Source organism: Treponema sp. OMZ 790, from assembly GCF_024181285.1.
Lineage (GTDB): Bacteria > Spirochaetota > Spirochaetia > Treponematales > Treponemataceae > Treponema_B.
Window position 1 is genome coordinate 2,188,855 of record NZ_CP051201.1, and the last position, 26,189, is coordinate 2,215,043.

The 26,189-nt window shown below is 36.2% G+C and carries 16 protein-coding genes and 3 tRNA genes; 15 read left to right on the forward strand and 4 right to left on the reverse strand.

Translation table 11 applies throughout. The features are described from left to right. Nucleotides 1–16: 16 nt before the first annotated feature. Nucleotides 17–98, reverse strand: a tRNA-Leu gene (locus E4O01_RS10490). Between the two features lie 234 nt (nt 99–332). Here E4O01_RS10490 and E4O01_RS10495 point away from each other — a divergent pair. The 12 genes from E4O01_RS10495 (at nt 333) to E4O01_RS10550 (ending at nt 11,367) form a co-directional block, all read left to right on the forward strand. Next, complete coding sequence (locus E4O01_RS10495) at nt 333–1,199, forward strand: SPL family radical SAM protein (RefSeq protein ID WP_253692139.1); 867 nt, start codon at nt 333–335, stop codon at nt 1,197–1,199. Nucleotides 1,200–1,259: 60 nt separating this feature from the next. Next, a complete protein-coding gene (locus E4O01_RS10500; RefSeq protein WP_253692140.1) occupies nt 1,260–2,444 on the forward strand; it encodes an MFS transporter in 1,185 nt (394 codons plus the stop codon). Between the two features lie 19 nt (nt 2,445–2,463). Beyond that, on the forward strand, nt 2,464–3,615 hold the full coding sequence (locus tag E4O01_RS10505) for an alpha/beta hydrolase family protein (protein ID WP_253692141.1): 1,152 nt from the start codon (nt 2,464–2,466) through the stop codon (nt 3,613–3,615). Between the two features lie 23 nt (nt 3,616–3,638). Beyond that, a complete protein-coding gene (gene nth, locus E4O01_RS10510; RefSeq protein ID WP_253692142.1) occupies nt 3,639–4,271 on the forward strand; it encodes an endonuclease III in 633 nt (210 codons plus the stop codon). A 104-nt stretch (nt 4,272–4,375) separates the two neighbouring features. After that, a complete protein-coding gene (gene pyk / locus E4O01_RS10515) occupies nt 4,376–5,791 on the forward strand; it encodes a pyruvate kinase (protein WP_253692143.1) in 1,416 nt (471 codons plus the stop codon). Nucleotides 5,792–5,803: 12 nt separating this feature from the next. Beyond that, on the forward strand, nt 5,804–6,745 hold the full coding sequence (locus E4O01_RS10520) for an NYN domain-containing protein (RefSeq protein WP_253692144.1): 942 nt from the start codon (nt 5,804–5,806) through the stop codon (nt 6,743–6,745). A 4-nt stretch (nt 6,746–6,749) separates the two neighbouring features. Then, complete coding sequence (locus E4O01_RS10525) at nt 6,750–7,268, forward strand: YdbT family protein (RefSeq protein ID WP_253692145.1); 519 nt, start codon at nt 6,750–6,752, stop codon at nt 7,266–7,268. 5 nt (nt 7,269–7,273) lie between these two features. Beyond that, nucleotides 7,274–7,681, forward strand: coding sequence for a DUF3887 domain-containing protein (locus E4O01_RS10530; protein ID WP_253692146.1), 408 nt, complete (start codon nt 7,274–7,276; stop codon nt 7,679–7,681). A gap of 67 nt (nt 7,682–7,748) precedes the next feature. Further along, nucleotides 7,749–9,335, forward strand: coding sequence for a glucose-6-phosphate isomerase (locus E4O01_RS10535; protein ID WP_253692147.1), 1,587 nt, complete (start codon nt 7,749–7,751; stop codon nt 9,333–9,335). Continuing rightward, a complete protein-coding gene (locus E4O01_RS10540; protein ID WP_253692148.1) occupies nt 9,332–9,970 on the forward strand; it encodes a GTP-binding protein in 639 nt (212 codons plus the stop codon). The genes E4O01_RS10535 and E4O01_RS10540 overlap by 4 nt, the downstream gene beginning before the upstream one ends. Before the next feature lie 3 nt (nt 9,971–9,973). Next, the gene (locus E4O01_RS10545; RefSeq protein ID WP_253692149.1) at nt 9,974–10,576 is read left to right on the forward strand and encodes a HutD family protein; all 603 of its coding nucleotides are present in this window, start codon (nt 9,974–9,976) and stop codon (nt 10,574–10,576) included. A 53-nt stretch (nt 10,577–10,629) separates the two neighbouring features. Beyond that, nucleotides 10,630–11,367, forward strand: a complete 738-nt coding sequence (locus E4O01_RS10550; RefSeq protein ID WP_253692150.1) for an RluA family pseudouridine synthase — start codon at nt 10,630–10,632, stop codon at nt 11,365–11,367. A gap of 160 nt (nt 11,368–11,527) precedes the next feature. Here E4O01_RS10550 and recG read toward each other — a convergent pair whose 3' ends face one another. Continuing rightward, the gene (gene recG / locus E4O01_RS10555; protein ID WP_253692151.1) at nt 11,528–13,585 is read right to left on the reverse strand and encodes an ATP-dependent DNA helicase RecG; all 2,058 of its coding nucleotides are present in this window, start codon (nt 13,583–13,585) and stop codon (nt 11,528–11,530) included. Between the two features lie 155 nt (nt 13,586–13,740). Here recG and E4O01_RS10560 point away from each other — a divergent pair, with 155 nt between their 5' ends. Next, nucleotides 13,741–19,071, forward strand: coding sequence for a diguanylate cyclase (locus E4O01_RS10560; protein ID WP_253692152.1), 5,331 nt, complete (start codon nt 13,741–13,743; stop codon nt 19,069–19,071). Nucleotides 19,072–19,081: 10 nt separating this feature from the next. Beyond that, nucleotides 19,082–24,388, forward strand: a complete 5,307-nt coding sequence (locus tag E4O01_RS10565) for a diguanylate cyclase (RefSeq protein WP_253692153.1) — start codon at nt 19,082–19,084, stop codon at nt 24,386–24,388. Here the strand turns inward: E4O01_RS10565 and E4O01_RS10570 are convergent. Beyond that, a tRNA-Pro gene (locus tag E4O01_RS10570) sits at nt 24,389–24,460 on the reverse strand. Between the two features lie 53 nt (nt 24,461–24,513). Continuing rightward, nucleotides 24,514–24,588, reverse strand: a tRNA-Asp gene (locus E4O01_RS10575). 126 nt (nt 24,589–24,714) lie between these two features. Here E4O01_RS10575 and E4O01_RS10580 point away from each other — a divergent pair. Next, the gene (locus E4O01_RS10580) at nt 24,715–26,166 is read left to right on the forward strand and encodes a C69 family dipeptidase (RefSeq protein WP_253692154.1); all 1,452 of its coding nucleotides are present in this window, start codon (nt 24,715–24,717) and stop codon (nt 26,164–26,166) included. Nucleotides 26,167–26,189: the final 23 nt, after the last annotated feature.

Sequence of the window (26,189 nt, forward strand, 5' to 3'; positions counted from 1 at the left end):
TAGGTTTTTGAATCTTTGCCCTGAGGGGGACTTGAACCCCCATGCCGTTAAGCACTAGTACCTGAAACTAGCGTGTCTACCAATTCCACCATCGGGGCAAACAATGTAATATTATATCATAAAAGAGAGGGAGTGTCAATTATGCGGGAAGAAATCGATAATTTGAGTTAATACTTTAAAGAGCCGTAATAAAAGTAAACAGTCCGAAGATGATGCCTGGTAAATTGGCTATTGCAATCGGCCAATCCCGTTTAGGTTTTTTCATAAGCCCGTACATTACCCAGAGTGTATAGTCTACGAGACCTTGTCAAGTTTTTATGTTATAATAGCCTATGCATTTTGTAAAAGCAAAAGGAATTCTATCTCCAAAAAACGGAATGAATATTTATCGGGGCTGCTCCCACGGCTGTATCTACTGCGACTCAAGAAGTAAATGCTATCAAATGGCTCATGACTTTGAAGATATCGAAGTTAAAGAAAACGCAGTAGAACTTTTAGAAGAAGCCTTACGAAAAAAAAGAAAAAAGTGTATGATCGGAATGGGCTCAATGACTGATCCCTATCTTCCCCTTGAAAAAGAACTAGGTCTTACAAGAAAGATTATCGAAACAATTTACAAATACGGTTTCGGCTTTACACTGATAACAAAATCTTCCCTCATCCTTAGAGACTTGGATCTTCTAAAAGCAATAAACAAAAAAACAAAATGCGTTGTTCAAATGACACTGACTACCTATGATGATTCCCTGTGTAAAATACCGGAGCCCAATGTTGCAGTAACAAGCGAAAGATTTAAGGTATTAAAAAAGCTGAATGAAGAAGGAATTCCGGCAGTGGTTTGGCTTACTCCCATTCTTCCATTTATCAACGATAATCCTGAAAACATAGAAGGCATTTTGAGGTATTGTATTGAGGCTAAGGTCTTAGGAATAATCTCATTCGGGATGGGATTAACTCTAAGAAAGGGCAACAGGGAATTCTTTTATAAGAAACTTGACCAACATTTTCCCGGATTAAAACAAAAATATATCAAGCTCTACGGAGAAAACTACTCGGTAATGAGCCCTCATAATGCAAGTCTTATGAATTTATTTTTTAAGCTATGTAAAGAAAACGGCATCGAGCATAATCCCGATAAGATATTTTCATATTTAAACAAGTTTGAAGATAAGCAGCAAGCTCAATTGGAATTTTTTTGATAGCTGCAAAAGCAGCCTTGACTATTCCTATAAAAAGCACTATCATAATATTAATTCCTTATGAAAGATTTACGAAAAAGAACCTTCAATGTTTCAGGTCTTAGTTTTTTGGTTTATTCTCTTTCTTCTATTGCAATCTCGATATGCCTTGTAAATATTAAAAGAGACTTAAATTTTTCGCTGACACAAGCGGGCTTATTCGGAATGCTTTGTGCTATCGAGCAGATGATAATTCTTTTTATAAGCCCGATATTTGCCGCAAAATTCGGCAAGATAAAGGTACTAAGAGTTTCACTTTTGATATTAACCGCAGGGCTTTTTTTCTTTTCAAAAAGCATCAATTTTGTTACGGCTCTTTTAAGCGCCCTCTGTATGGGCTTGGGTGTTGCAAATATGGAAGCCCTGCTGACTCCCATAGTAAACGATTTATACCCGAACGATACGGGAGCAAAGATGAATATGATGCATGCCTTCTGGCCCTTAGGAACTTGTTCCGGGCTGATAGGTTTCGGCTACATACTTTCAATAGGAATAAACTGGAGATACATTTATATAGGCCTATCTATCTTTGCTCTCTTGATTTGCCTTTCCTATCCTTCATCAAAAAAAATAAAACTTCCGCCCTCGGACGGAAGCAAGGCAGCCTTTAAAGAAATATTTTCTCTGCTCTCCTTTTGGCTTTTCGGCCTTGCTCTCTTTTTTGCAGGAGGAGCTGAAGGAGCCTTTGCCTTTTGGTCGGCTACTTTAATTCAGCTTTATCTAAAAGCCTCTGCCTTTTATGCAGGAATTGTAACAGCGAGCTTTGCTCTCGGAATGTTTATCGGAAGATCCTTAAACAGCAAGGTCTTAAAAAAAGTTTCTATTCAAAAAGCAATTATAGTTTCTTCGATTGCTTCATTTATAGTCAGCCTCTTGTTTATTTTTGTAAACTCTCTTTTCGGTTTGGCAGCTTTTTTATTTTGCATGGGGCTTTGCCTTGCATGTCTTTGGCCGACAATTCAATCCTTTGCCGCCGCCATCCTTCCTGTAGATGCGACAGCTCTTATGATTTTTTTATCATGCTTCGGCGTGCCCGGCTACAGCACTGCAAGTTTTATAATGGGAATAGTAGGCGATAAATACGATTTATTCATTGCCTTTATTACGGTAGTGCCCGTATTTTTAATTTTGGTTCCGATTCTTTTTATCATGGGCTGTAAATTTTCAAATTCGCCTAAACTACGGCCGATGAAAAGAAAAGTATGATTGGAAATTGGAGGAGTGTATGATTAATTTTAAAAAGGGAATGTATGAGTTAAATGATGAAAAGAATTTCAACTTTCAGCTAAACCGTTTAATTAATTGGGACGGAGGGAATTTAGAAGAAGTTAAAAAGGTTTCATCATCGATTAAAACTTGTGAAGACTGGCAGAACGTTCTAATAGGCTTAGGAGACAAGGCCTTAAATGAAGGAAGAATGGAAGAGAGCATTGCTTATTACCGCATGAGTGAATTCTTTATGAGCGATGATAATCCGAACAAATTAAAATATTACAGTCTTGCAGTAGATCTTTTTTATAAGCACTATCAAAAATATTTCGATGAAGGAATTGTAGAAAAACTATCCGTTCCGTATAAAAACATAAATCTTCCTGTGCTGCATGTTCAAGCTAAGGGTGAAAAATTGGGAACCATATTACTCCATGGAGGAAATGACAGCTATATGGAAGAATTCCTTTTTCCTATTCTGTACCTTTCGGAAAACGGCTATGAGGTTTTTCTTCTTGAAGGTCCCGGACAGGGAGGCGTACTGCGTGTACAAAAAATGGGATTCACCTATAAATGGGAAGAACCTGTTTCTGCAATCTTAGATGCCTTCAACTTGGATGATGTAATAATAATAGGAGTATCTCTGGGAGGAATGTTGGCCCCGCGTGCTGCCGCCTTTGAAAAAAGAATAAAGAAAATTATAGCATGGTCGGTATTTCCGAATTTTATGTCGGTCGCCCTCTATCATCTTCCATGCGGTTTAAAAACCTTCCTCATTCTTTTATTGAAGTTTGGCTGTAAGCATATAGTCAATTTTATTGCAAGACAAAAAATGAAAAAAGATCCTATGATGGAGTGGGTTTTTAAACATGGTATGCATGCTTATTCGATGCCGAGTCCCTATCATTATTTAAAAAACTTAAATAATTTTCAGATCCTTAATATTGCCGATAAAATAACTCAGGACATTTTAATCTTGCACGGAAAGACCGATCACTTTATCGATTGGCGTTTATACAAGCCCGAAATCGATTCTCTTGTAAACGCCCATTCCGTTTCTCTTCGTCTTTTTACAAAGGAAGAAGAAGCCTCGGATCACTGCCAATGCGGAGACACAAAGCTTGCCCTTGATACCATCCTTTGCTGGCTTAAAAGTTTTAACTCATAATAAATTTTATATAATGGTAAAAAATGAATTTATTGGATAAAGACAAAATCGAAGAAGTATACCGCCGCTTAAAAAAGAATAACCCTAACCCGAAAGGCGAATTACATTCTGCAAATATTTTCACTCTTTTGGTGGCAGTGGTTCTCTCGGCTCAGGCTACTGATGTCGGTGTAAACAAGGCAACAGACCCTTTGTTTAAGGCAGCCGGCACGCCTCAAAAAATGATAGAACTGGGCGAAGAAAAAATTCGCGAGTACATAAAAACAATAAATTTATATCCGACAAAGGCAAAGCGCATTTTTGAATTAAGCCGCATAATCCAAAACGAGTATGCAGGAAAAGTACCCGATACTATGGAAGAACTTATAAAACTTCCCGGAGTCGGCCGCAAAACGGCAAACGTGGTTTTAAACATGGGCTTCGGAAAACCTGCAATCGCAGTTGATACGCACATTCTCCGAACAGCTCCGCGCATAGGTCTTTCATCGGGAAAAACCCCCATTCAAGTTGAAGAAGATTTACTTAAAGTCACTCCAAAAAAATATTTACTCAATGCTCATCACTGGATTCTCCTCCACGGCAGATATATCTGTAAGGCCAGAAAGCCCGAATGTGAAACCTGCTTTTTATCGGATATCTGCATGAAAAATCTATAAACAGCTCTCACCTTCTCCGATTTGCAGACATTTGCATTATCCTAGGCATTTGAATTTTTTTACGATTTATAGTATTATACTAAGATAATTTTTGGAGGAATCCTATGAAGAAAACAAAAATAGTATGCACAATAGGCCCCGCTTCAGAATCCGAAAGGGTTATGACCGAAATGTTTAAGGCCGGCTTAAATGTCTGCCGCCTTAACTTTTCGCACGGAAGCCATGAAGAACATAAAGTTAAAATAGATCGAATAAAAAAAATCAGGGAAGAGCTGAAAATGCCCGTTGCAATCTTATTGGATACAAAGGGCCCCGAAATCAGATTAGGTGTTTTTGAAAAACCTACTCAAATTGTACAGGGACAGGAATTTATTATCACAACAAGAGATGTTGTAGGCACAAACCAGATATGCAGCATTTCTTACAAAAATATCGCAGCCGAAGTTAAACCTAAAAGCAGAATTCTTATAAACGATGGAATGCTCGAATTACAAGTTATAGATATTTTAAATGAAACCGACATAGAATGTGTTGCCGTAAATTCGGGAACCCTAACAAGCCGGAAGGGCGTTAACATTCCGGGATTAAGAGTAAACCTTCCATACATGAGCGAAAAAGATGTTTCCGATATCGAATTCGGAATTCAAAATGATGTCGATTTTATTGCGGCTTCCTTTACCCAAAGAGCCGACGATATTCTGCAAATAAGAAAACTTTTAGAAAAGCATAAAAGTAAAATCGGCATAATCGCAAAAATAGAAAATCAAGAAGGCTTGGATAATATCGATGAAATCTTAGAGGCAGCGGACGGAATCATGGTTGCCCGTGGAGACCTCGGGGTCGAAATAGAACCGGAAAAAATTCCCCATCTTCAAAAGCGCCTGATAAAAAAAGCAAACCTTGCAGGAAAGCCCGTTATAACCGCTACGCAAATGCTCGAATCGATGACCCACAATCTGCGTCCGACACGGGCAGAAGTAACCGACGTTGCAAATGCAATATTGGACGGAACCTCGGCAGTAATGCTTTCGGGAGAAACTGCAGCAGGAGAATATCCGGTAGAAACCGTAGCCATGATGAACTCCATAGCCCGTTCTATCGAAGAAACTTTAGACTATGAAAAGCTATTTCTCGAAAACGTCTCACTCCATGAAACTACAATAACAAACGCCATCGCAAGAGCTACCTGTTCTACAGCCCTAGCCCTTGATGCAAATGTAATCATAACGGCCTCAGCTTCGGGAATAACCCCCAGGGCTCTTTCAAAATTTAAACCCAAGGTTCCGATTATCGCTATCACCGAATCTCCTCAGGTTATGCGGAAGCTTGCCCTGGACTGGGATGTATATCCCGTCTTAGCCGATCCAATCAAGTCTACCGACAACATGTTCAATGTTTGCTCGCAAATTGCAAAAAACACGGGATATGTAAAAAAAGGAGACATCGCAATTTTAACTGCCGGCATCCCGATAGGCAAAGCCGGCTCAACAAACCTTTTAAAGGTTGAAATAATAGAATAAGGTAATTACAAAATGGAAAAAAAATATGCTATTTTAATTGACGGAGACAACATAGCACCTTCCTATCTTGACTCGATAATTTCCGAAGTCTCAAAGGAAGGAGATGTTTTAATAAAAAGACTTTACGGAGACTGGACCACACCCAACATGAACGGCTGGAAACCTTGGCTTGAAAAAGTACCTATCCGTCCTGTTCAGCAATTTAGAAACGGACCTAACGCAACCGACAACACAATTATAATGGATGCAATAGAACTTGCAAATACCAATCAGGGAATAAATGCGGTCTGCATAGTTTCTACCGATTCGGATTACTACAGCCTCGCTCTAAAACTGAGGGAATACGGCCTCTATGTTTTGGGAGTCGGAAGATCCAATGCAAAGCCTCTTTGGGTAAATGCCTGCAACGAATTTAAATACCTTGAAAACTTTGATGAAACGGAAGAATATGAAGAGGACTCAAAAAGCGGCAAAAAGTTTAAGTCTCTTGAAGACCTTATTTGCCATGCCTATCGAAATTCCCGCATGACTGAAGAAGGATGGGTAAGCCTATCCGATTTGGGAAATTCCATCCGCAACTTTATGCCCGAATTCGATCCCCGTTCTTACAGCCACAACACCCTGCGGGAAATAATCGATGCATTATCGGATGATTTCGAACTCAGCTCGGATGAAAGGATACCGCCTAACTATTGGATAAAAGCGATAGGCCGAAAGGATGAAAAGCCCAAAGTAAAGGGAAAAATAAAAAGACTTATGAACCGCTACGGAATTATCGAAAACGAAAACGGAGATTTTTTCTTTTCGTTTACAAACATCGATAAAAAATGCAGGGATAAACTTATAAAAGAGGGAACCCCGGTAAAATTCAGAGTGTTCAAGATGCCCAATCCCAAAGGCGGAGACTCGGCCGACAGAAACGGCAAAGCTGCCGAAATTGAAATAATAGGTTAAGCTTATGGAAAACAAACAAGAAAAAGACAAAATAGTAAAATTTTTTACATTGAAATTATGGATACGCATATCTGCTCTCATCGTAGGCGGAGCAATTTTTTATCTTAATATATCATCGATGAAAGACGGACAATATTCTATAATTGCCCTTATTTTTGGAGCCCTGTTTTTGGCAGCAGCTCTTTTTGAAAATTCCTGGTATTTTAATATCACAAAAAAACAAGCTATTCAAAAAGCCGGCATATTCTTTTTTCCAAAAACCAAAATTATAAACTTTTCCGAAATCCACGCTATCGAAATCGAAACCTTCAAAAGGCCTGCCCGTTTCGGTACATTTACCGAGGTTAAGATGATCTTGCTTGACGGAAAAACAATCGTAATCGATAACGATAAAACAAAGTTTCTTCAAAGACAACTTGAAGAACTAGCCGAAGTGCAGGATGCAATACGGCATCAAAACGATAAAAAGGCTGAAGATTTTTTTAATGCAGTGGCAGCCGATATTTTAAATCCCAAGGAATAAGAAGCTTGAAACCGTCAAAGATATTTTTTCTTTTTCTATCTTTTCTTGTTTTATGGGGCTGTAAACGCAAAGAGCACTCGGAAACCTTCCACATTCCTTTTTTAAAAGAAAAGGCAGAAGAAATTATTTTTATGATAAACGATAAAGATTGGGAAAAAGTAAGAGACCTTGGTACCGACGAATTCAAAAAAAACTTTGATGAAGAATTTATAAATTCAAACACCAAAATATTTTTTGAACCTGCAGGAAAATACCTCTATACAAAAGATGCCTATTTTTTGGAAACAAGGGATAAAAATTCGGGCGAAGTGATAGGAGTCATTATCGTTAAAGCAGGATACCAAAATAAAACTTTGTGCTACACCTTCAATTTTGCAAAAGATACAAGACTGATAGGGTTCTTTTTAAAATAAATTTTTAAAACTTCTCACCTGTCTCTACGAGTTGTATTTTTCGGCAAAAAGAGTTAAAATAGAATTTATGGAATGGAAAAATTTAGACAAGTGTACATCGTTTACACAATTACAAAAAGTTCATAAAGAACAGGCTAAAAATTTAAACCTCGCAGATATTTTTAATAAAGAAAATTCATGCGAAAGGGTTGCTTCTTCTCAGATTAAAATGGGCGGAAGCCTTAAATACAATTATGCGGCTAAGCCCGTAAATGAAGAAATCCTTAAAGCCTTGCAGGCTCTATCCGATGAACAAAACCTAATCGAAAAATATGAGCTATTGCTCAACGGGGATTTTATAAACACAGGAGAAAACCGCATGGTGCTCCATCAGCTTACCCGCGGCCAATTAAAAAACGATGTGGTTTATAAGGGCGTAAACATGAGGGAGTTTTACCTCAACGAGCTTGCAAAAATAAAAGAATTTTCCGAAGCTGTTCATTCGGGCAAGATTAAAACTTCCACAGGTAATACCTTTACCGATGTTGTCCAAATCGGCATAGGAGGCTCCGACCTGGGGCCGAGAGCCATGTACATAGCCTTAAAAAATTGGGCAAAGGCAGCCGGCAAGCATAAAATGAAGGCTCATTTTATTTCCAACGTGGATCCCGATGATGCAGCCGAGGTTTTAAACTCCATCGACCTTGCAAGCTCCCTTTTTATCCTCGTTTCAAAAAGCGGCACAACTCAGGAAACGCTTGCAAACGAAAGGTTTGTAAAATCCGTTCTCGAAAAAAACGGCCTTGACAGCAAAAAGCAGATGCTTGCCGTTACAAGCGAAACAAGCCCGCTTGCAAATAACCCCGATTATCTTACTTCCTTTTATATGGATGATTTTATAGGCGGAAGATATTCTTCCACCTCGGTTTGCGGAGCGGCAGTACTCGCCCTCGCCTTCGGAATGGAAACTGTGGACGCCTTTTTAAAAGGGGCCGCAGCAGGAGATAAGCTTTCTTTAAATAAGAACATAAAAGAAAATGCAAGCCTCTTGGATGCCCTCCTCGGTGTTTACGAAAGAAACGTATTATCTTATTCGGCGACGGCCATCCTGCCCTATAGTCAGGCTCTTTCCCGCTTCCCTGCCCACCTCCAGCAGCTGGACATGGAATCGAACGGAAAAACCGTAAACCGCTCAGGCGAAAAAATTTCCTATAAAACGGGCCCCGTAATTTTCGGAGAGCCGGGCACAAACGGCCAACATTCTTTTTATCAGCTCCTTCATCAGGGAAGCGATATAATCCCCTTGCAGTTTATCGGCTTTAAAAAAAGCCAAATCGGCCTCGACGTCGAAAGCGAGGGTTCTACCAATATGCAAAAGCTAAATGCAAATTTGGCAGCCCAAATAATGGCCTTTGCCGCGGGTAAAACCGATGAAAACAAAAACAAGGACTTTGCAGGCAACCGTCCCGCAAGTTTAATCTACGGAGAAGAGCTAAACCCCGAAAACCTCGGTGCCCTTCTTGCCCATTACGAAAACAAGGTGATGTTCCAAGGCTTTATCTGGAACCTCAACAGCTTCGACCAAGAGGGAGTTCAGCTAGGCAAAACCCTTGCAAAGAAGGTGCTTTCAAAGGATATGCCCCCGGCCCTCAAGGCTTTTTCGGAACTTCTATGAAGATTATAAATGCGGAATTTATAAAGGGAGCCGTCAAGGCAGAGCAGTTTCCCGAAACAGGAGTTTCCGAATTTGCCTTTTTCGGCCGCTCCAATGCAGGGAAGTCGAGCTTGATAAACATGCTTGTCAACAGAAAAAACTTGGTTAAGACAGGCTCCCGCCCCGGAATGACGAGGGAGGTAAACTTCTTTTTGGTAAACCGTCCGGCTTCTTTAAATTTTAACCCCAAGACAAAAAAGTTTTCAGGGCCGCCTCCAAAAGATATGTTTGTGCTCACAGACCTTCCGGGCTACGGCTATGCAAAACTTTCAGGTGGAATGACCTTGCAAATCGACAAGATGCTCTACGAGTATTGTACAAACCGCCCCCTCTTAAAAACCATCTTTTTTTTGATGGATATGAGGCGGGAACCTACAGAAACCGAAAAAGAAAGCATCAATTTTTTCCATAAACTGGATATTGAGGTTGTAATCGTCGGAACCAAGGCCGATAAGATAGGTAAAAACGATCAGATAAAGGCGAAAAATGCTTGGACCGCCTTCTTTAACTTTGACGAAGAGCTCATCATCATAAGCTCTGCTGCAAAAAAAACGGGAAGGGACGAGATTTTGTCTTTAATCTCAAAAAGGATTTAAATTATGAAAATTACACATTACGGCGAAAAAGATTTTAAAACTTCAAACTGGAGCGGAGGCACCACGACGGAACTTTTTATTTATCCGCGTGAAGCCGATTATCAAAAAAGAAATTTTTTGTTCCGCCTAAGCTCCGCTACAGTCGATTTGGATAGGTCTGACTTCACTCCCCTTCCGGGTTTTTTCCGTTTTATTTCTCCCTTAAACGGGGACTTAAAAATAAGCCATGACGAAAAAAACTTTACCAAGCTCAAGCCATACGAGGTCTACGCCTTTGAAGGAGGCGCAAAAACGGTCAGCATGGGAAGGGTTAGAGATTTTAACCTAATGGTAAAAGAAGGCATACAAACGGAAGTAAAAAATTTTGCCTTAAACAAAAATTCGGTTTTAAAGTTTTCGATATCGAAGGGAGAAATCGGCTGGATCTTTTCGTACAATGCTAAACTTCCTCTTACTGCCGAAACAGCCGGAGGAAAAAATAAATTCAATCTCGATAAATTGGACCTGATTATTTTTGAACCGGACAGCGATATAAAAGAAGAAGTTTTGATTTCGACAGACGGAACGATAAGCCTATTTTACGGAAAGATTCCTGTAGTTTCTTAACCTTGGGCAAGATAAAAAAAAGATAAACTTAAAATCATAAACTTGGAATTATAATGAAAAAAAAGCTTTACGAAATAGTCTATGAAGATAAAGACCTCATAATAGTAAATAAGAGTGCCGGTCTCATTGTAACAGCCGATCGCTGGGATGCTGAAGCATTCCGCCTAGATAAGATACTTGAAGGCGCTCTTTTAAAAAAAGAGCCGGAAGCAAAAATTTATCCCGTTCATCGGCTCGACAAGGAGACTTCCGGCCTCATCATCTATGCCCTAAATGCAGAGGCCCATAAAATATTAAACGATGATTTTCAAAACCGCAAAATAGAAAAAATCTATCATGCAGTATCGGCAGGCTGCCCTCAAGAAGAAAATTTTAAAAGCGAAGCAAGATTAAAAATAGACGGCGATAAGATGCACCGCACCCTCATCGACGAAAAAAAGGGGAAGGAGTCCTTAACCGAATTCTCTCTTTTAAAAAAATTAGGCCGCTTTTCCCTCTTGGAAGCCCGCCCAATAACAGGCCGAACTCATCAAATAAGGGCACACCTAAAACATCTGGGACTCCCAATCCTATGCGATAGTCTTTACGGAAACGGAGACCCCATCTGCATATCAGCCTTGAAAAAGAATTGGAGGGGCGATAAATATGAGGAGCGTCCCATACTCTCGCGCCTGGCCCTCCATGCCCACTCGCTAAAATTCTTTCATCCCATAAGCAGGGAAAAAATCGAGGTAAGTGCAGATTATCCTAAGGATATGGCCGGGCTTATCAACCAGCTAGGAAAATTGTAATAGGATAATTTTTTAATTTTCTTCAAGTATATCCATTAATTCAGCAGGTGTTACTATAAAAGATTTTGCAGGAAAATGTTTTCCATTCCCTGTAACCAGAAATGTATCTTTATCCTGTGTTGTCAATGACAACGAAAAAAGTTGCCCGTGGACAATCCGTCTAACACTTATCAAAAGGTTTCTCAAATTTAGTTTGTTCAAGCAGCTCAAAGGCTGCGGAGCGGGCTTCCTGCAAAATTTTAAAGTCCCGGGCCGGGTCTGCAATCGTAAAGCCGAGGTGATAACCCGACTGCTCAATCCCGCCTATATCTCCGGGGCCGCGGAGTCTTAGGTCTTCCTCGGCTATTATAAAGCCGTCATTTGTTTCCTTCATTATAGTAAGGCGGGCCCTTCCGGCCTCGGTAATTTTTTTCCCGTAAATCAAAAAACAATAGGCTTGGATATCTCCGCGCCCGACCCTTCCGCGGAGCTGATGCAGGGCGGAAAGACCAAACCTGTCGGCGTGTTCAATCACCATGCAGGCCGCATTGGGAACATCCACACCGACCTCGACAACAGAAGTCGCAACCAAAATATTGAGCTTCCCCGACCCGAATTCCTCCATAATTCTTTTTTGTTCTTCTTCCGCAACCTTGGAGTGAATTAAGGCCAACCTATGATTGGGAAAACCTGCCCTTAATTCTTCAAACATCCTCTCTGCCGATTTTAGGGAAAGGTCTTCATTTTCTTCTATTAAAGGATATACAAAATAAGCCTGCCTGCCTTGTAAAATCTCCTGCCCGATAAAGTTGTAAACCCTCTCGGCCTTGTCTTCCGCGGCAACATAGGTGATAATCGGCTTCCTTCCGGGAGGCATGGTTTTTATGGTCGAAATATCCAAGTCGCCGAAGATAGAAAGGGCGAGGGTTCGGGGAATGGGAGTTGCACTCATCATAAGAAGATGAGGATTCCGTTTTTCTTCATTGCTTTCGGCTCCCTTTTGGATTATGGCCGAGCGCTGGAGAACTCCGAAGCGGTGCTGTTCGTCTATTACGGCTAGGCGTAAATTTTTATACTGCACCCCTGCCGAAAAAAGAGAGTGGGTACCGATTATCAAATCGATGTTTCCCTTTTGCAATTCTTGTAAAAGACGGCTCCTTCCCTTAGCCTTGGTATTCCCGGTTAAAAAGGCAAGCCGTACACCGAGGGGCTCCAAGAGGCGGGCTGCATTTTCGGCATGTTGGCGGGCTAAAAGCTCTGTGGGGGCTAAAAAGGCCGCCTGACCGCCCTGCTCTATTACCTTTAAACAGCCTAAAAAGGCGACAAGGGTCTTCCCCGAACCGACATCTCCCTGCATAAGGCGAGCCATGGGATTGGGGCCGTCCAAATCCTCGTTTATTTCGGCACAGACTGAAAGCTGATCTTGGGTAAGCTTAAAATTAAGTCTTTCCAAAAGGGCTCTTTGGAGGGGCGTTAAAATAGGTTCTTTTTGTACAGGTTTGCCGATATTTCTTTCATCTTCAAGGTTGGGAAGCCTTCCCCGCCTTTCAATCGACCGCATCCCTATGGCATATTGAAACAAAAAAAACTCTTCAAAAATAAGGGCATAGCGGCCTTTTTCTACCTCAGCCATGGATTTCGGCGCATGGAGCATAAAAAGCACTTCCTGTTTAGGCGGAAGACCGTATTTTTTTAAAACGGAATCGGGAAGCTCGGAATCAATGCCTTGTCCGTACATTTTTAGGGCGGAAGCAATTATTTTCCGAAGTTTTGCCTGTCCGAGTCCTGAAGTCAGGGGATAAACCGGAAGAATCCTTGCCTGCATATTTTCGTATCTTTCAAGTTCGAATGCAGAGGACTGAATTTCTCCGTATTTGCGGTAAAAAGAGCCGTACACAAAGGCCCTTGCTCCTATGGGAAAGCTTTTTTCTAAAAAGGGGCGGTTAAAACAGATAAGAGAGGCCGTCATTCCGTTTTTGTCGGATACAATAAGTTTTAAGGTTTTCATCTTGCCGAAGCCGAACCATTCATGGCCTGCAACGGTAACTTCTACATGAATTTTTTGAAACCTGTTCCAATCCAAAAAAACGTTTATCTTTGAGCGGTCTTCCCAATCCCGCGGAAAAAGCCTTAAAAGGTCTCCGGTATTTTCTACACCAAGCCTTTTTAACTGTGAGACCGCGGCTGCACCTACTCCGGCAATATTTGTAAGAGGGCCCTGTATTTCAGAAATAAGCATAATTTATTGTAGCATAAGTTTTTAGATTTGACAAAGGGGTTTACAAATACTTTTCACATCACATACCACAAGGACTAGACATTTTTGAGAAACCATGATACAATTGCGAATTGTGTGAGCATATTTTATCCTCCAAATTAAACATTGGATTGTCTATGGAGATTATAAACAGCCGATACAAAATTATTAATAAAATAAACAACTCGATATCTCATGTTCAAGAATATTTGGCCGCAGATTTATGGTCAGGAAATACAAAAATTAACTTGAAAGTTGTATCGTCTTTAGATCTTTCAAAAGAAGAAATCGCTTTTTTTAAAGATAACTTTATAATCATAAGCAGTATAGACAATCTCTTTTATCTTAAAAATTACGGATTTTCAAGCTTATACCTCGCTTACCCTTCTCTGCCCCCGGTTGGCCCGGATGAGATCTTGTACATTTTTACTACCGAATATATCACAAAGGCAATTCCGGTTTTAGACTTCGTAAAAAAATGTTCAATGGAAGATATTCTTAAAATAACAATTGCGGTTTGCCAAAGCCTTGTTCATGCCAGCAACAGAGGATTTGAATATGAAATATTTACCCATGATAATGTAATGATAGTCGAAGAAAAAGACGGGTTCAAAATAAGAATAAAAGATATCGTATCTACAAAACTTGAAAACAGCACATCGGTACGTTTTAAAGAAGCAGAAGATTATACCGGTACAAATGAAAATATAGATGCAGTAATTTTTTTTATAGTCACCCTTCTTACAGGCCATGAAATTAAAACGAATATATCTGCAGCAATTTCAAAACTAAAAACAGTTTACAAAAATAAAAATTTAAATAAAAACGATACCGATATTTTTAATGCATTATATGAAACTGTAAAAAAACAAACTCGGAATAACAATAAAAACAAAAAAATTAAAATACATACTGTCATTCAAGATATAAATAAAGAACTTAACCGAAACTATCCTGCAGATATTATTTTGCCTCTTAACAGCATAACCTTCCGCCCAAAATTGGTAGGCCGCCAGAAAGAAATTAATATGGTATCGCAGGCCAGAACCGAAATACATTTACAAAAGGCAAAAAAAACGGTCTTCCTCATTAAAGGAAGTCAAGGAACAGGCAAAACAAGATTTTTAAAAGAAGCCGAATACCGCTTAGCCTTAGAAGGAACAAATATATATTCCAACTATAATTTTAAGAATTCCACTTCGGATCATTTTTGGGACGATTTTTTAGGAAAAATATTTTTAAGTTCATGTTCCATTCAAGATATAGCTGAAAGAGAAAAAATAATAAAAAATGTAAAACAAATTCGCGACCATAAACTGGATGTCAATACCGAAAAAGAATACGAACACGTAAAGTTTAAAGTTTTTAATGAAGCAAAAAACTTATTCTTTAAAACAACCGGAAAACTTCCCGTATTTTTTATTATAGATGATGTAGAATTAGCTAACGATTTTATACTTGATACAATTATATATTTGGCAACAGAAATAACGGAGCTCGAAAGATTAGGAGTCATTTTGTCTTATGACGAAACTGTTCCCCCTGTTTCACATAAATTTAAATCATTTTTAAAAATATTGAATAATTATGAAAAATGCCAAACTTTTGAACTAAATGATTTTTCTAAAGAAGAAACAATAGAGATGCTAAAAAACACTCTGTTCTTAAAATATCCTCCCGTCGATTTCGGCCCGCTTCTTTATAAATATACGTCAGGATGTCCGTCTTTTATAATTGAGATCATAAAAGAATTTGTAAACACGGAAACTCTTTACAGGGATGCATCTACAGGAATGTGGCTCATTCAAGATGAAATGTACAATGAAGAACTACAAAAGAAAATTCCTAAATCGATTGAAGAAACTTTAACAAATCAATTGCATAGCCTTTCATCAGTAGAAAAAAAATTATTTTTAGAAACTTCCATATTTCAAAGTATATTCAAAATAAATTATCTATATAAACTTTCAAACCTGCCGCCAAAACAAATAGATAACATCGTAAAAAAACTTATAAGCAAAGGATTGATTACCGTTATAAAAACGGGAGATAAACAGGAATATTCCATTACAAATAGAATCATGCGTGACATTTTATATCGGTTGTTGGATCCTAAACATAGAATGCTTCAACATAAAAAGATAGCTGCGGTCTTAAAAAAAGAAGCAGACATTGATATGAATGAGCTTATTTGGCACTTGGAAGAATCCGGCAATCAAAAAGCGGTTCTGGACTGCTGTCTTGACATCGTAGAACAAAATATAAAAGCAAAAAATATAGATGCTGTTGTAGAAATATATGAAAAAATTCCTTCAGTTATATCCGGACAAAATATTATAAACCGTTTTAAAATACTCTTAAAAATATTTGAACTATATAACCAGATGGGTTTAAAAAACAAAGAAGCCGAAATAAAATTAACCCTTGAAGAAAATTTACCCAAAATAAAGGATGCGGATCTTTTATCTCATTATTATAATCTGATGGCAAGACATGAATTCGGATCTTTAAATGATGATAGGATTCTCGAATATATAACAAAACTAACCGAATTATACGCAAAATCGTCGACAGACATCATAAATCTCAGATTGCAACAAGCAAAGTGCTTATATTATCATATAAAACAACAAAACGGCAGATTTAAAGAATCCACACATAAAATACTCAAAATTACAAAAAACAATCCGGAGTATATAGCCTATCGAATTGAAGCCTATATATTTTTAGGATACCTTTACCACAGAAAATCGGACACAAAAAAAGCTTTAAAATGTTTTCAAAAAGCAAAAGAACTTGCATCTTTATCTAACAATATCAAAACGGAACTTATCGCGATGTATAATATTTCCGTTATATACTGGAGCATACATTCCGATATACAAAAGACTATCGCATATACAAAAGACGTTATAACTTTGGCAAAAAAACTCAGCTTTTTGTCGATGGAAGTTACAGCGATAATTAACTGTGCAAGAATGTTGAGTGAAATTCAAAATAACGATGAAGCATATGAATATGCAAAAGAAGCCGAAAACAAAATAATTACCCATAACATGACGATGCTAAAAATTCCATACATAACGGTAATTATGGAAATTACTCAAAACTTAAATAGATATAAAGAATTTTATGAATACAGAAAAAAATATATAAAAGCCGTTCGGGAAACAAATATAAAAGCAGTATACCAATATAACTTCATATTTTATGCTCTGATGTCAAGAATGTACCAAGAATTCGGTCAAAACAATATGGCAATTGCATGTCTTAAAAAAAGCATAAAAATAAAAAAATACCAGCCTGACAATAAAATTTTCATGGTATACTTTATACTGGAAGCATTAAGAATTATTCAAAAACAAAAATCCGATATAAATCGGTTAATAAAAATTTTTAATTCATATATAAATACAAAACATAGCCGAGCATCTAATAATAGAAAATTTACAAAAAACCTATTTGATACAATAATCACAATGATTATAAAACGCCCCGACATTGATTTCAGCCCGTTGATAATACAAGTTTTACAATTTGATGTTCCGGGATTACATGATTTTCAACAATCAGGAATGCATTATTTAAGAACTTATTTAGATAAAAGCGGCTCAGAACATATTTTACAAGAAAATCTTCTCATAATCAAACCCAAAAAGCTGTTAAATGTTACTTTATTTCTTAATACGGCATTAGGAGATTATTATTACAACAAAGGAATACAAAGCCTTGCAATAATCCACTATCTTGAAGCACAAAGTAAAATATCAACCGTAATAAAAAACACACCCGAAAAATACCGAGTTAAACTATTTAATAACTGGGCATTATCCAAACCATTTGATATAGTTTCAGATTTTATAAAAGGAAAACCTGCAACAAAAGAAAAAAAATATAATAGAAACATAACTCATTCGGAACTTAAAGAAATATTAAAACTAAAACATATAAACATAATAAAAAAAGATAAAAAATTTAAAAATGAATTGATACAGACCATTTTAAGAAAAGAAGGCTATGAGCATATTACATCAGTTGAAATTATAAATAATTTTACCGATAATTATACACAAAATATAGCAGATGTAATGAAATTTTTGGCTTTAAATGTAATAGCTTCCTCTTATGATTTTTTAGAAATATACACATCTGATGAACCGCATTTTGTCCTAAAACATGAAGATGAAAGCGGCAATTTACGCAAAGTATTTGATTTGATAACAAGATTCGGATATGAAAACACAAGCAAAATAGAAAAAACTCTGCATAAACCATGTATGGTAATCCCCGTTACCAAACACAATTTTACAGGCAGTGATTATAAACTGTTAGGTTTTATGATATTTATATCGGAAAACGTAATAAATAATTTTTCGCATGAAGGAAGAGCTTTTTGTAAAAAACATTCCAATCTTTTAACAATACTTATCGAAAGCAAAAACTTTAAACAAGCCTCTGCATTCGACACCCTAACCGGAGCTTATACAAGAAAATTCTTTGAAACTTCTTTTAAAAACATGACTAAAAATTTATATAACTCAAATTCAAAATTTTCGCTTATTTTGTATGACTTAGATAAATTTAAAAACATAAATGATTCTTATGGGCATCTCATAGGAGACATAGTCCTTAAAAGAGTAACTCAAACTATTTTGGATTCCTTGGAGCCGGGACAGGTACTAGGGCGATACGGCGGCGAAGAATTCACAATAATTTTACCCGATTCCGATTCTCAAAAAGCACTCAAAGCTGCGGAATATTTCAGAAAAAAAATTGAGAATTTAATTTTCGATGAGTTTGAAACAGGCATAACGATAAGCCTTGGAATTGCAACTTTCCCCGAACATGGAAGAACAACTTCAGAGCTGATTACACGAGCGGATCAAGCTCTATATTATTCCAAAAATACAGGCAGAAACAGAAGCACTATATGGAATCCTTCAATCATCAGTAAAAAATCGGATAAAACAAGTCAGACAGGAGTTCTTATTGCGGATGAGTCATCTTTCGGTGAACATATATCTTTTATGATAGAATTATGCGATACAATAAAAGCAAATCTCAAAAAGCAAGAATTAACAAAAGTTTTAATATCGAAGATTGTCAAATTCTTTGAAGCTGAAAGCGGAGCCGTTATCCTTAAACATATAAACAAAAAAACGGGAGATGTAACTTTTAAAGTCAGTGCAAAAATCGGTTTTGAATCTTATACGATTAACGAACACTTTGTTCATACAGTGGCAGAAGAGTGTTCAGGCATTTGTCAAATAGACTGGGATGAAATTACAAGAAGAAACAGCATCACCAATATGCCGGAATGGAATTCGGTAATGCTGGCTCCCATAATAAAAAATGAAAATATCATGGGAATAATTTATTTGGCAGCGCCCGAAAAACAAACCAAATTTACTTTAAACAAATTTAATTTTTTAAAATTTTTAACGGATGTAATATCCGCAAACATATAAGGGGGCAATGATGAAAATATTAAATAACAGGTATAGAATTATTAAAGAAATCCCCTTTGAGCTGAAAAATGAAGGCAGTTTTATTGTTGAAGATTTAGATTCCCGCCCGGGGAACAAACTTGAACTGCGTTTGATATATGCTTCCGCATTGGATGAAGACTTTATGGAATTCATCAGAGAAAAATTTATCCTAATAAAGCAATTAAAAGAAACCGTTCACATCAAAAACTATGATTTTACACGTTTAATAAGCATAGACGATAAAACGGTAGATGAACTCATATATTTATATACAACAGAACATATTGACGAAAAAGAACCTATACTGGATTTTTTGGTTAATGCTAAACCGGAAGAAATTTTTTCTCTGTTTGCAGAAATGCTGAAAGAATTGAATTATTTAATTACATACGGCATAGTGTATAATAACTTTGATCTAAATAATATGTATGTAATAAAAAATAACGGCCGAATTTTTATAAAAGCAAAAGATCTTGTAACCGAAAAAAATCAATACCCTCATCAAATAAGTCTTTTATCGAATAATGAAATTCATACTTTCAGTTATAATCATGAAATTCTAAAGACAATAATTCTATCTTTACTTTTAAAAAAGAATATAATAAAAAACCATGAAAAATATTTTCAAGAATTAACACAAACAAATATCAATCATCTAAAAAACGAAAAAGAAAAAGAACTTTATACGTGCTTTTTTAAAATATACAACGAAATAAATGCACGAAAACTTAAGCAAGAAGCCTATCCTTTTTATGAAATAATATCTGATATTAATTATAATATCAATGCGGATCACAAAATATCAACGCCCATGAATATTGTAAAAAATTACCAATTTCCTTTACACCGCGAAAAAGAAAAAAAAGAAATATTTTCCGTACTTAAACAAACAAAAGCGGCCAAACTTGAAAATAAAAACATCTTGATAACAGGCCCGCTGGGGATAGGAAAAACATTTTTCTTATCGGAATTACACTTTTTATTATTGCTTGAAAATATTGATGTTTATTATATACCGAGTTTAAATGATATGGATGATATTAAATTTATTCTATATCTTATGAAAAGTTTATTTTTAAAAAATTCTTTAATTCAAAAAAATAATGAAAAAGAATTAAACACCATTCTTAATACTTTAAAGCATGAAATGGAAATCAATGAAGACATAACACGAATAAATGCGCTCAAATATAAACTTATAAATTTAATAGCAAAACTGATAATCGAAAATACAGCATCCCAATCAATAGTTTTTATTATCGACGACATACACTTAATAAATGAATTTATAACGAAAACGATATTATACATAACAATAGAAAATTCCGATAAAAAAAACATAATACTAATCCAATCGGTAAATGAAAGTCTGATAAATAATAATCAGCATACAAAAAAATTGATTAAAACGCTGTCAAATCAATCTACCATTAAAAAAATAAACCTTCAAAATTTATCTCAAACAGAAACCGAAATATTAATAAGGAACACGGTAAATATAAGAAATGTTCCTGAAATATTATTAAAGAAAATACATTTAAACACCGCAGGCAATCCTCTTTTTATCAATGAGGCTTTAAAAGAGCTGACCGACTCAGACGAACTAAAAAAAGACAGCTTAACCGAATTGTGCATGCTTTCAACAAATTTATCTAATCCCTCTATCCCGATACCCATATCGGCAAACATACAACAAGCTGTAGGGAAACAAATAAAAGAGCTAAATAAAAACGAATTAAATTTTTTAAAAGACTTATGCATCTTCCATTCAAGTTTTAAAGCTGAAATTTTACCGGAAATTTTAAATACAACAGATGAAACCGTAAAAAAATATATACCTAAATTTTTAGATCAAAACATCATAAAAAAGACAACAAAACAATATACTGATGAATACTCGATTATAAATAAAATTTTACAAAAAACTTTGTATAATGAACTTGATTACTCCTATCGAATGGAAATACATAAAAAAATCATGCAAAGAATGAAAAAAATAAAAAGTTTTAATATTCATGAATTTGTATGGCATGCAGAAAAAGCAGAGTTATTCGAAGAAGCGGTAAATTACTGCATAAAACATAAGAACAAAATAAAAAAACAATGTACTCACATAGCCTATATAGATATATTTGAAAAAATATACACGCTTATTCCAAATGAAGATAACGATAGGAAGTTGGATATACTTCTCATTCTTGCCGATTCATACATCGAAAACGATAATCTGATAGGATGCTCTAAACAAATAGAAACAGCCGAAAAAATAATAAAGAAATGCAATTCAAACAAAACAGCAGCAGCCCAACTTCATATAATAAAGGCAATTCAAGAAATTCATCTTAAATCTAAACCTGAAAAAATTGCAAAATCTTTAGCCTTAGCCGAAGAATTTACCGCTGAAGCAAATGATATTTATACCCAATTATTTTTTGATAAAGCGCGGGTAGCATTTTTACAATACAAAAAAAATTATATCGAAGCCATCGATGAAGCAAAAAAAATTATAGTAAAATGCGGTAATTTAAAAGAATTCAAATCAATCAAGACAAAGGTTCTTTTGGATTTGGCAAATAATCTTTTTTATTCCGGGCAATATAAAGAGGCAGAAAAAACTTATCTGGAAACTCTTAAAAATGCAAAAAAAATAGGCAACACCAATATTGAAGATACGATATTTAATAATTTAGCAATCATTCAAGAGCAAGTATATAAAAACTTTAATGAGGCGATAGTATATTATACAAAAATTTTAAAAAACAGTAATGCATCCGGTAATACAATTTCAGAAATACTGGCATTAATGAATTTGAGTATCACCTATTCACATTTTTATGACTATGAAAACGCATATAATATTTGCAATCAAGCCATAAAAAAAATAATGCAAAATTTTTATACCGATAAAATGTTTTTTGCCCATTCCTTTATGTATGAAATACTTTTAGCTATGTGTATGTATGACAAGGCGGCAGAATTTGAAATACAAATAATAAAGATGCTAAAAAATAAAAACATCACAAAAGATCCGCTCCATATAAGCGCTTTTAAGCAAACAAAGAATACTTTTTACTATGCAATGGGAGACTTTAATTCTGCATGCGAGAATTTCGATAAAAATGTAGACGGACAAGCAGATGTCAAAGATATTTTAAACCTTTTTTCATCATTTTGTGTTAATTTAAACAAAATTGCACAAGGTAAAGTAAACTCACCCGAAAAACTGGAAGAAGACCTTACCAAGTTAATTTCTCATCCGATTGTAATAAATAATATATATCTATTATTTTATGAACTGATTTACTGCATAAGAAAAATTATAATATTCCGCTATGATATTGATTTTAAAAAAATGCTCAAGATACTACTTGGAGTAAAATGCAACAGCAATCATCCTTTAATAAAAGCCCACCTTTTATTTTTGGAAGCATATATAGAGCCTGAAAATGCAGAAAAAAAACTTATAGAAGCCGCATCTTTACTGGAAAACAAATATATGCTGGATTTAAGTATAGATATAAATATAAAATTAGGATTAATCTATCTTAGAAATGAAAATATTAACATGGCAATGCTTAATCTTATTGAAGCACAAAAGTTAGTAAATATTTTTATGAAAAAAATACCGCCAAAATTCAAAAAAACTTATTTTAATGCTCATCACTACGGATTACCGTCATTGATAATCGATGATTATATCAATAAAAAAATAAAACCGAATTATAAAGAATTTCTTGGAACACTATCCTATGAACAGATAAAAAAACTCTTATCAAAAAACACCGTTGAAAAACTAAAAAATAATCCTGCATTCATTTTAAATATTATAGCACAAACAAAAGCATCAAGTATATTTAAAAATAAATCGATTGATGACATAATAGAAAAATTTACGGATGATTTTTTACAAAATATAAAAGAACTTTTAAATTTTACGGCTTTAAATCTTCTTGCAAATTCGGCTGATGTTTTTATAACTACAAATGAAAATAAAATTGAATCTCTATTTAATTTCGGACAAAATAAAACCATAGAAAAAATTGCACGATTGATAGAATCATCTACATACAAAGCAGTAAACATCAAAACGGATGGAGAAGTTTCATCACATCTTGTCATTCCGATAAACTATCATACCGGCAAACAAACAGGAAATACTACTACCGGTTATTTGGTTTTTGTATCAAACAAAGAAATAAACAACTTTGGCAACTTCGGAATAGGTTTTTGTCTTAGTATCGAAAACATCTTTGCATTTTTAATAGAAAGCTATAAGGCCCAACAAGAAGCAGCGACAGATAAACTGACATCTGCATTAACCAGAAAATACACCGAATACACCCTCAAAGAACTTTTAAAAGTTTCCGATGCAAATAATAAATCTTTTGCCGTTTTAATGTACGATTTGGATAAATTTAAAAAGATAAACGATACCTTAGGCCACCAAACAGGAGATACGGTTTTAAAGGCTGCAGCAAAAACGGTATTAGGCATATTAAAAAAAGAGCAAGTTTTAGGACGTGTAGGAGGCGAAGAATTTATCGTTTTATTGCCCGATACCGAAAAAGAACAAGCATTTGCAACGGCAGAAAAAATCAGAAAACAGATAGAGGCATTGCATTTCGATACTTCTTCCCTTAGAGTAACTATCAGTATAGGAATAGCCGTCTTTCCGAAACACGGCAGCACAGAAAAAGATTTATTGGCAAAAGCAGACCAAGCATTATACGCCGCAAAAAAATGGGGCAGAAACCAAACCGTTATATGGAAAGAAGATCTGGAACCTGCTAAAAAAAAGGCTGACAGACTTGCCGGAATATTAACCGGAAATTCAATAAACGATACAAAAAATATTTTAAGCTTTATCGATACGGCATCACTAATACGCCGGCCCATGTCAAAAACAAAACGGCTTGAATTATGCCTCGAAAAGATAATAGAAAGCACGGGTGCAGATTCGGGAATTTTTGTTTGTCCGATTATGGAAAAGAAAGCCAAACACCTCTTTAACTACAAGCAAATTCCAAAAGCGGATTTTCCGATAAACAGAGATTTTATAATTGAAGTCATGTCCGAAAAAAAAGAACTATGTAAAATCGACTGGGAAAATATTTCAGGAAAAAGCGCAATAACGGGAGTCCCCAACTGGAACTCGGCCATCCTCGTACCCGTAATCCTGAGGGGAGAAATAAAAGCTATAATCTATCTTGTAGTAGGAATCAGAAAAAGAAAATTCGGAACGGAAGAATTGAACCTTACAAACCTATTTGCAGGCTTGATAGCTCCCTTCTTTTAATCGGGCAGGGGGGATTTGAACCCCCGACTTCTTGGTCCCGAACCAAGCGCGCTACCCCTGCGCTACTGCCCGTAAAAACCTGCTATAAAAAACAAAAAGCTCACCACTAAGGCGGTGAGCTTTTTCGGGAGCGACGGGGCTCGAACCCGCGATCTCCGGCGTGACAGGCCAGCGCGATAAACCAGCTTCGCTACGCCCCCATAAGATTTATGCAGTATATCAAAAATAAAAAAAAATGTCAATAGTTTTTGCAAAAAATCTTGCATAAATATCGTTTTTGGGATATAGTTTTACCTGTAAATATAATTTAACATATGAGGAAAAATATGAGTAATGTAAAATCTTTTTCGGCACATACCGACTGTACAACAGTTCTGGTAGGTAAAAAAGCCAGTATCGACGGTTCAATTCTTATAGCAAGAAATGAAGATTTTCACTTGGCGGTCAGTCCAAAAATCTTTGTTTTGGAAAAAGCCGTAAATGAGGCTAACCGTGTTTATAAATCAAAAAACACCGGTGTAGAAATTCCCCTTCCTGCAAAGGCCCTTCGGTATACTTCCGTTCCGCAAGCCTACCCGAATGATAAGGAAAATCAAGGCATTTACGGCGAAGCCGGCATTAACGAAAAAAATGTAGCCTTAAGCTCTACCGAAAGCGTCTATGGGAATGCTAAAGTTCTCGCTTATGACCCGCTTGTAAAAAACGGAATCGCAGAAGATGCAATAAACGACATTGTTCTTCCCTTTATAAATTCTGCAAGAGAAGGAGTTACCTATTTGGGAAATCTCATCGAAAAATACGGCTCCGCTGAGGGCAATGGGATTCTATTTGCCGACCTTGATGAAGTTTGGTACATGGAAATCCCTTGCGGGCATCATTGGGTTGCCGTAAGAATTCCCGATGACTGCTATGCCGTAGCACCTAATCAGGTTTCTATCGAAAAAATCGATTTTAAAAAAACCGACCAATACCTTTGGTCAAAAGGAATCAAAGAATTCGTAAATGAACATAAGTTAAATCCTGACAGAGACGGCTTTAATTTTAGACATATTTTCGGAACTTCAAGCGAAAAAGACAGAGTCTACAATACACCCAGAGCTTGGTTCGCTCAAAAATATCTTAATCCCGAAATAGAACAATCTCCGGTATCAAACGATATACCCTTTATCCAAAAAGCAAGCCGTCTTATTTCGGTCGAGGATGTTGAATACATATTAAGCTCTCACTATAATGAAACCGAATTTGATCCTATCGGAATAGGTAACAGCGAGTTCAACAAAACGCGCTTTAGAGGTATTTCGCTTTCACGGACAGCCGAGTCCCATGTTTTGCAGCTGCGGCCTAAGGCTCCGAAAGGTCTTGAAGGCATCAAATGGCTCGCCTTCGGAACTACAGCTTTTGTCCCATATGTTCCGTTCTTTACCAATATTTTGGATACACCTACAGCTTATAAAAGAATGAGCCGCATGGTTTCTACAGATAATGCTTACTGGCTTTTTAAACTAATCGGTCATTTTGTTGAATCTCATTATTCTGCATTTAAAGATGACAATAATGCCTATCTCATCGAAATGCAAAGCTACGGAAGAGCACGTGTAAAAGAGATTACAGATGCCGCCGCGAAAATTCCTGCAAAATCTTTAAGCGAATTCTTAACCGAAGAAAACCGCAAAACTGCAGAGCATATATTAAAAAGAACAAAAGAATATCTTTCCGATTTGATGTTGGAATCTTTTAAGTATTCAAAACTTTCTTTTACAATGGATAAAAATCTTTAAAGAAGAAAAATCCGTAAAACTTA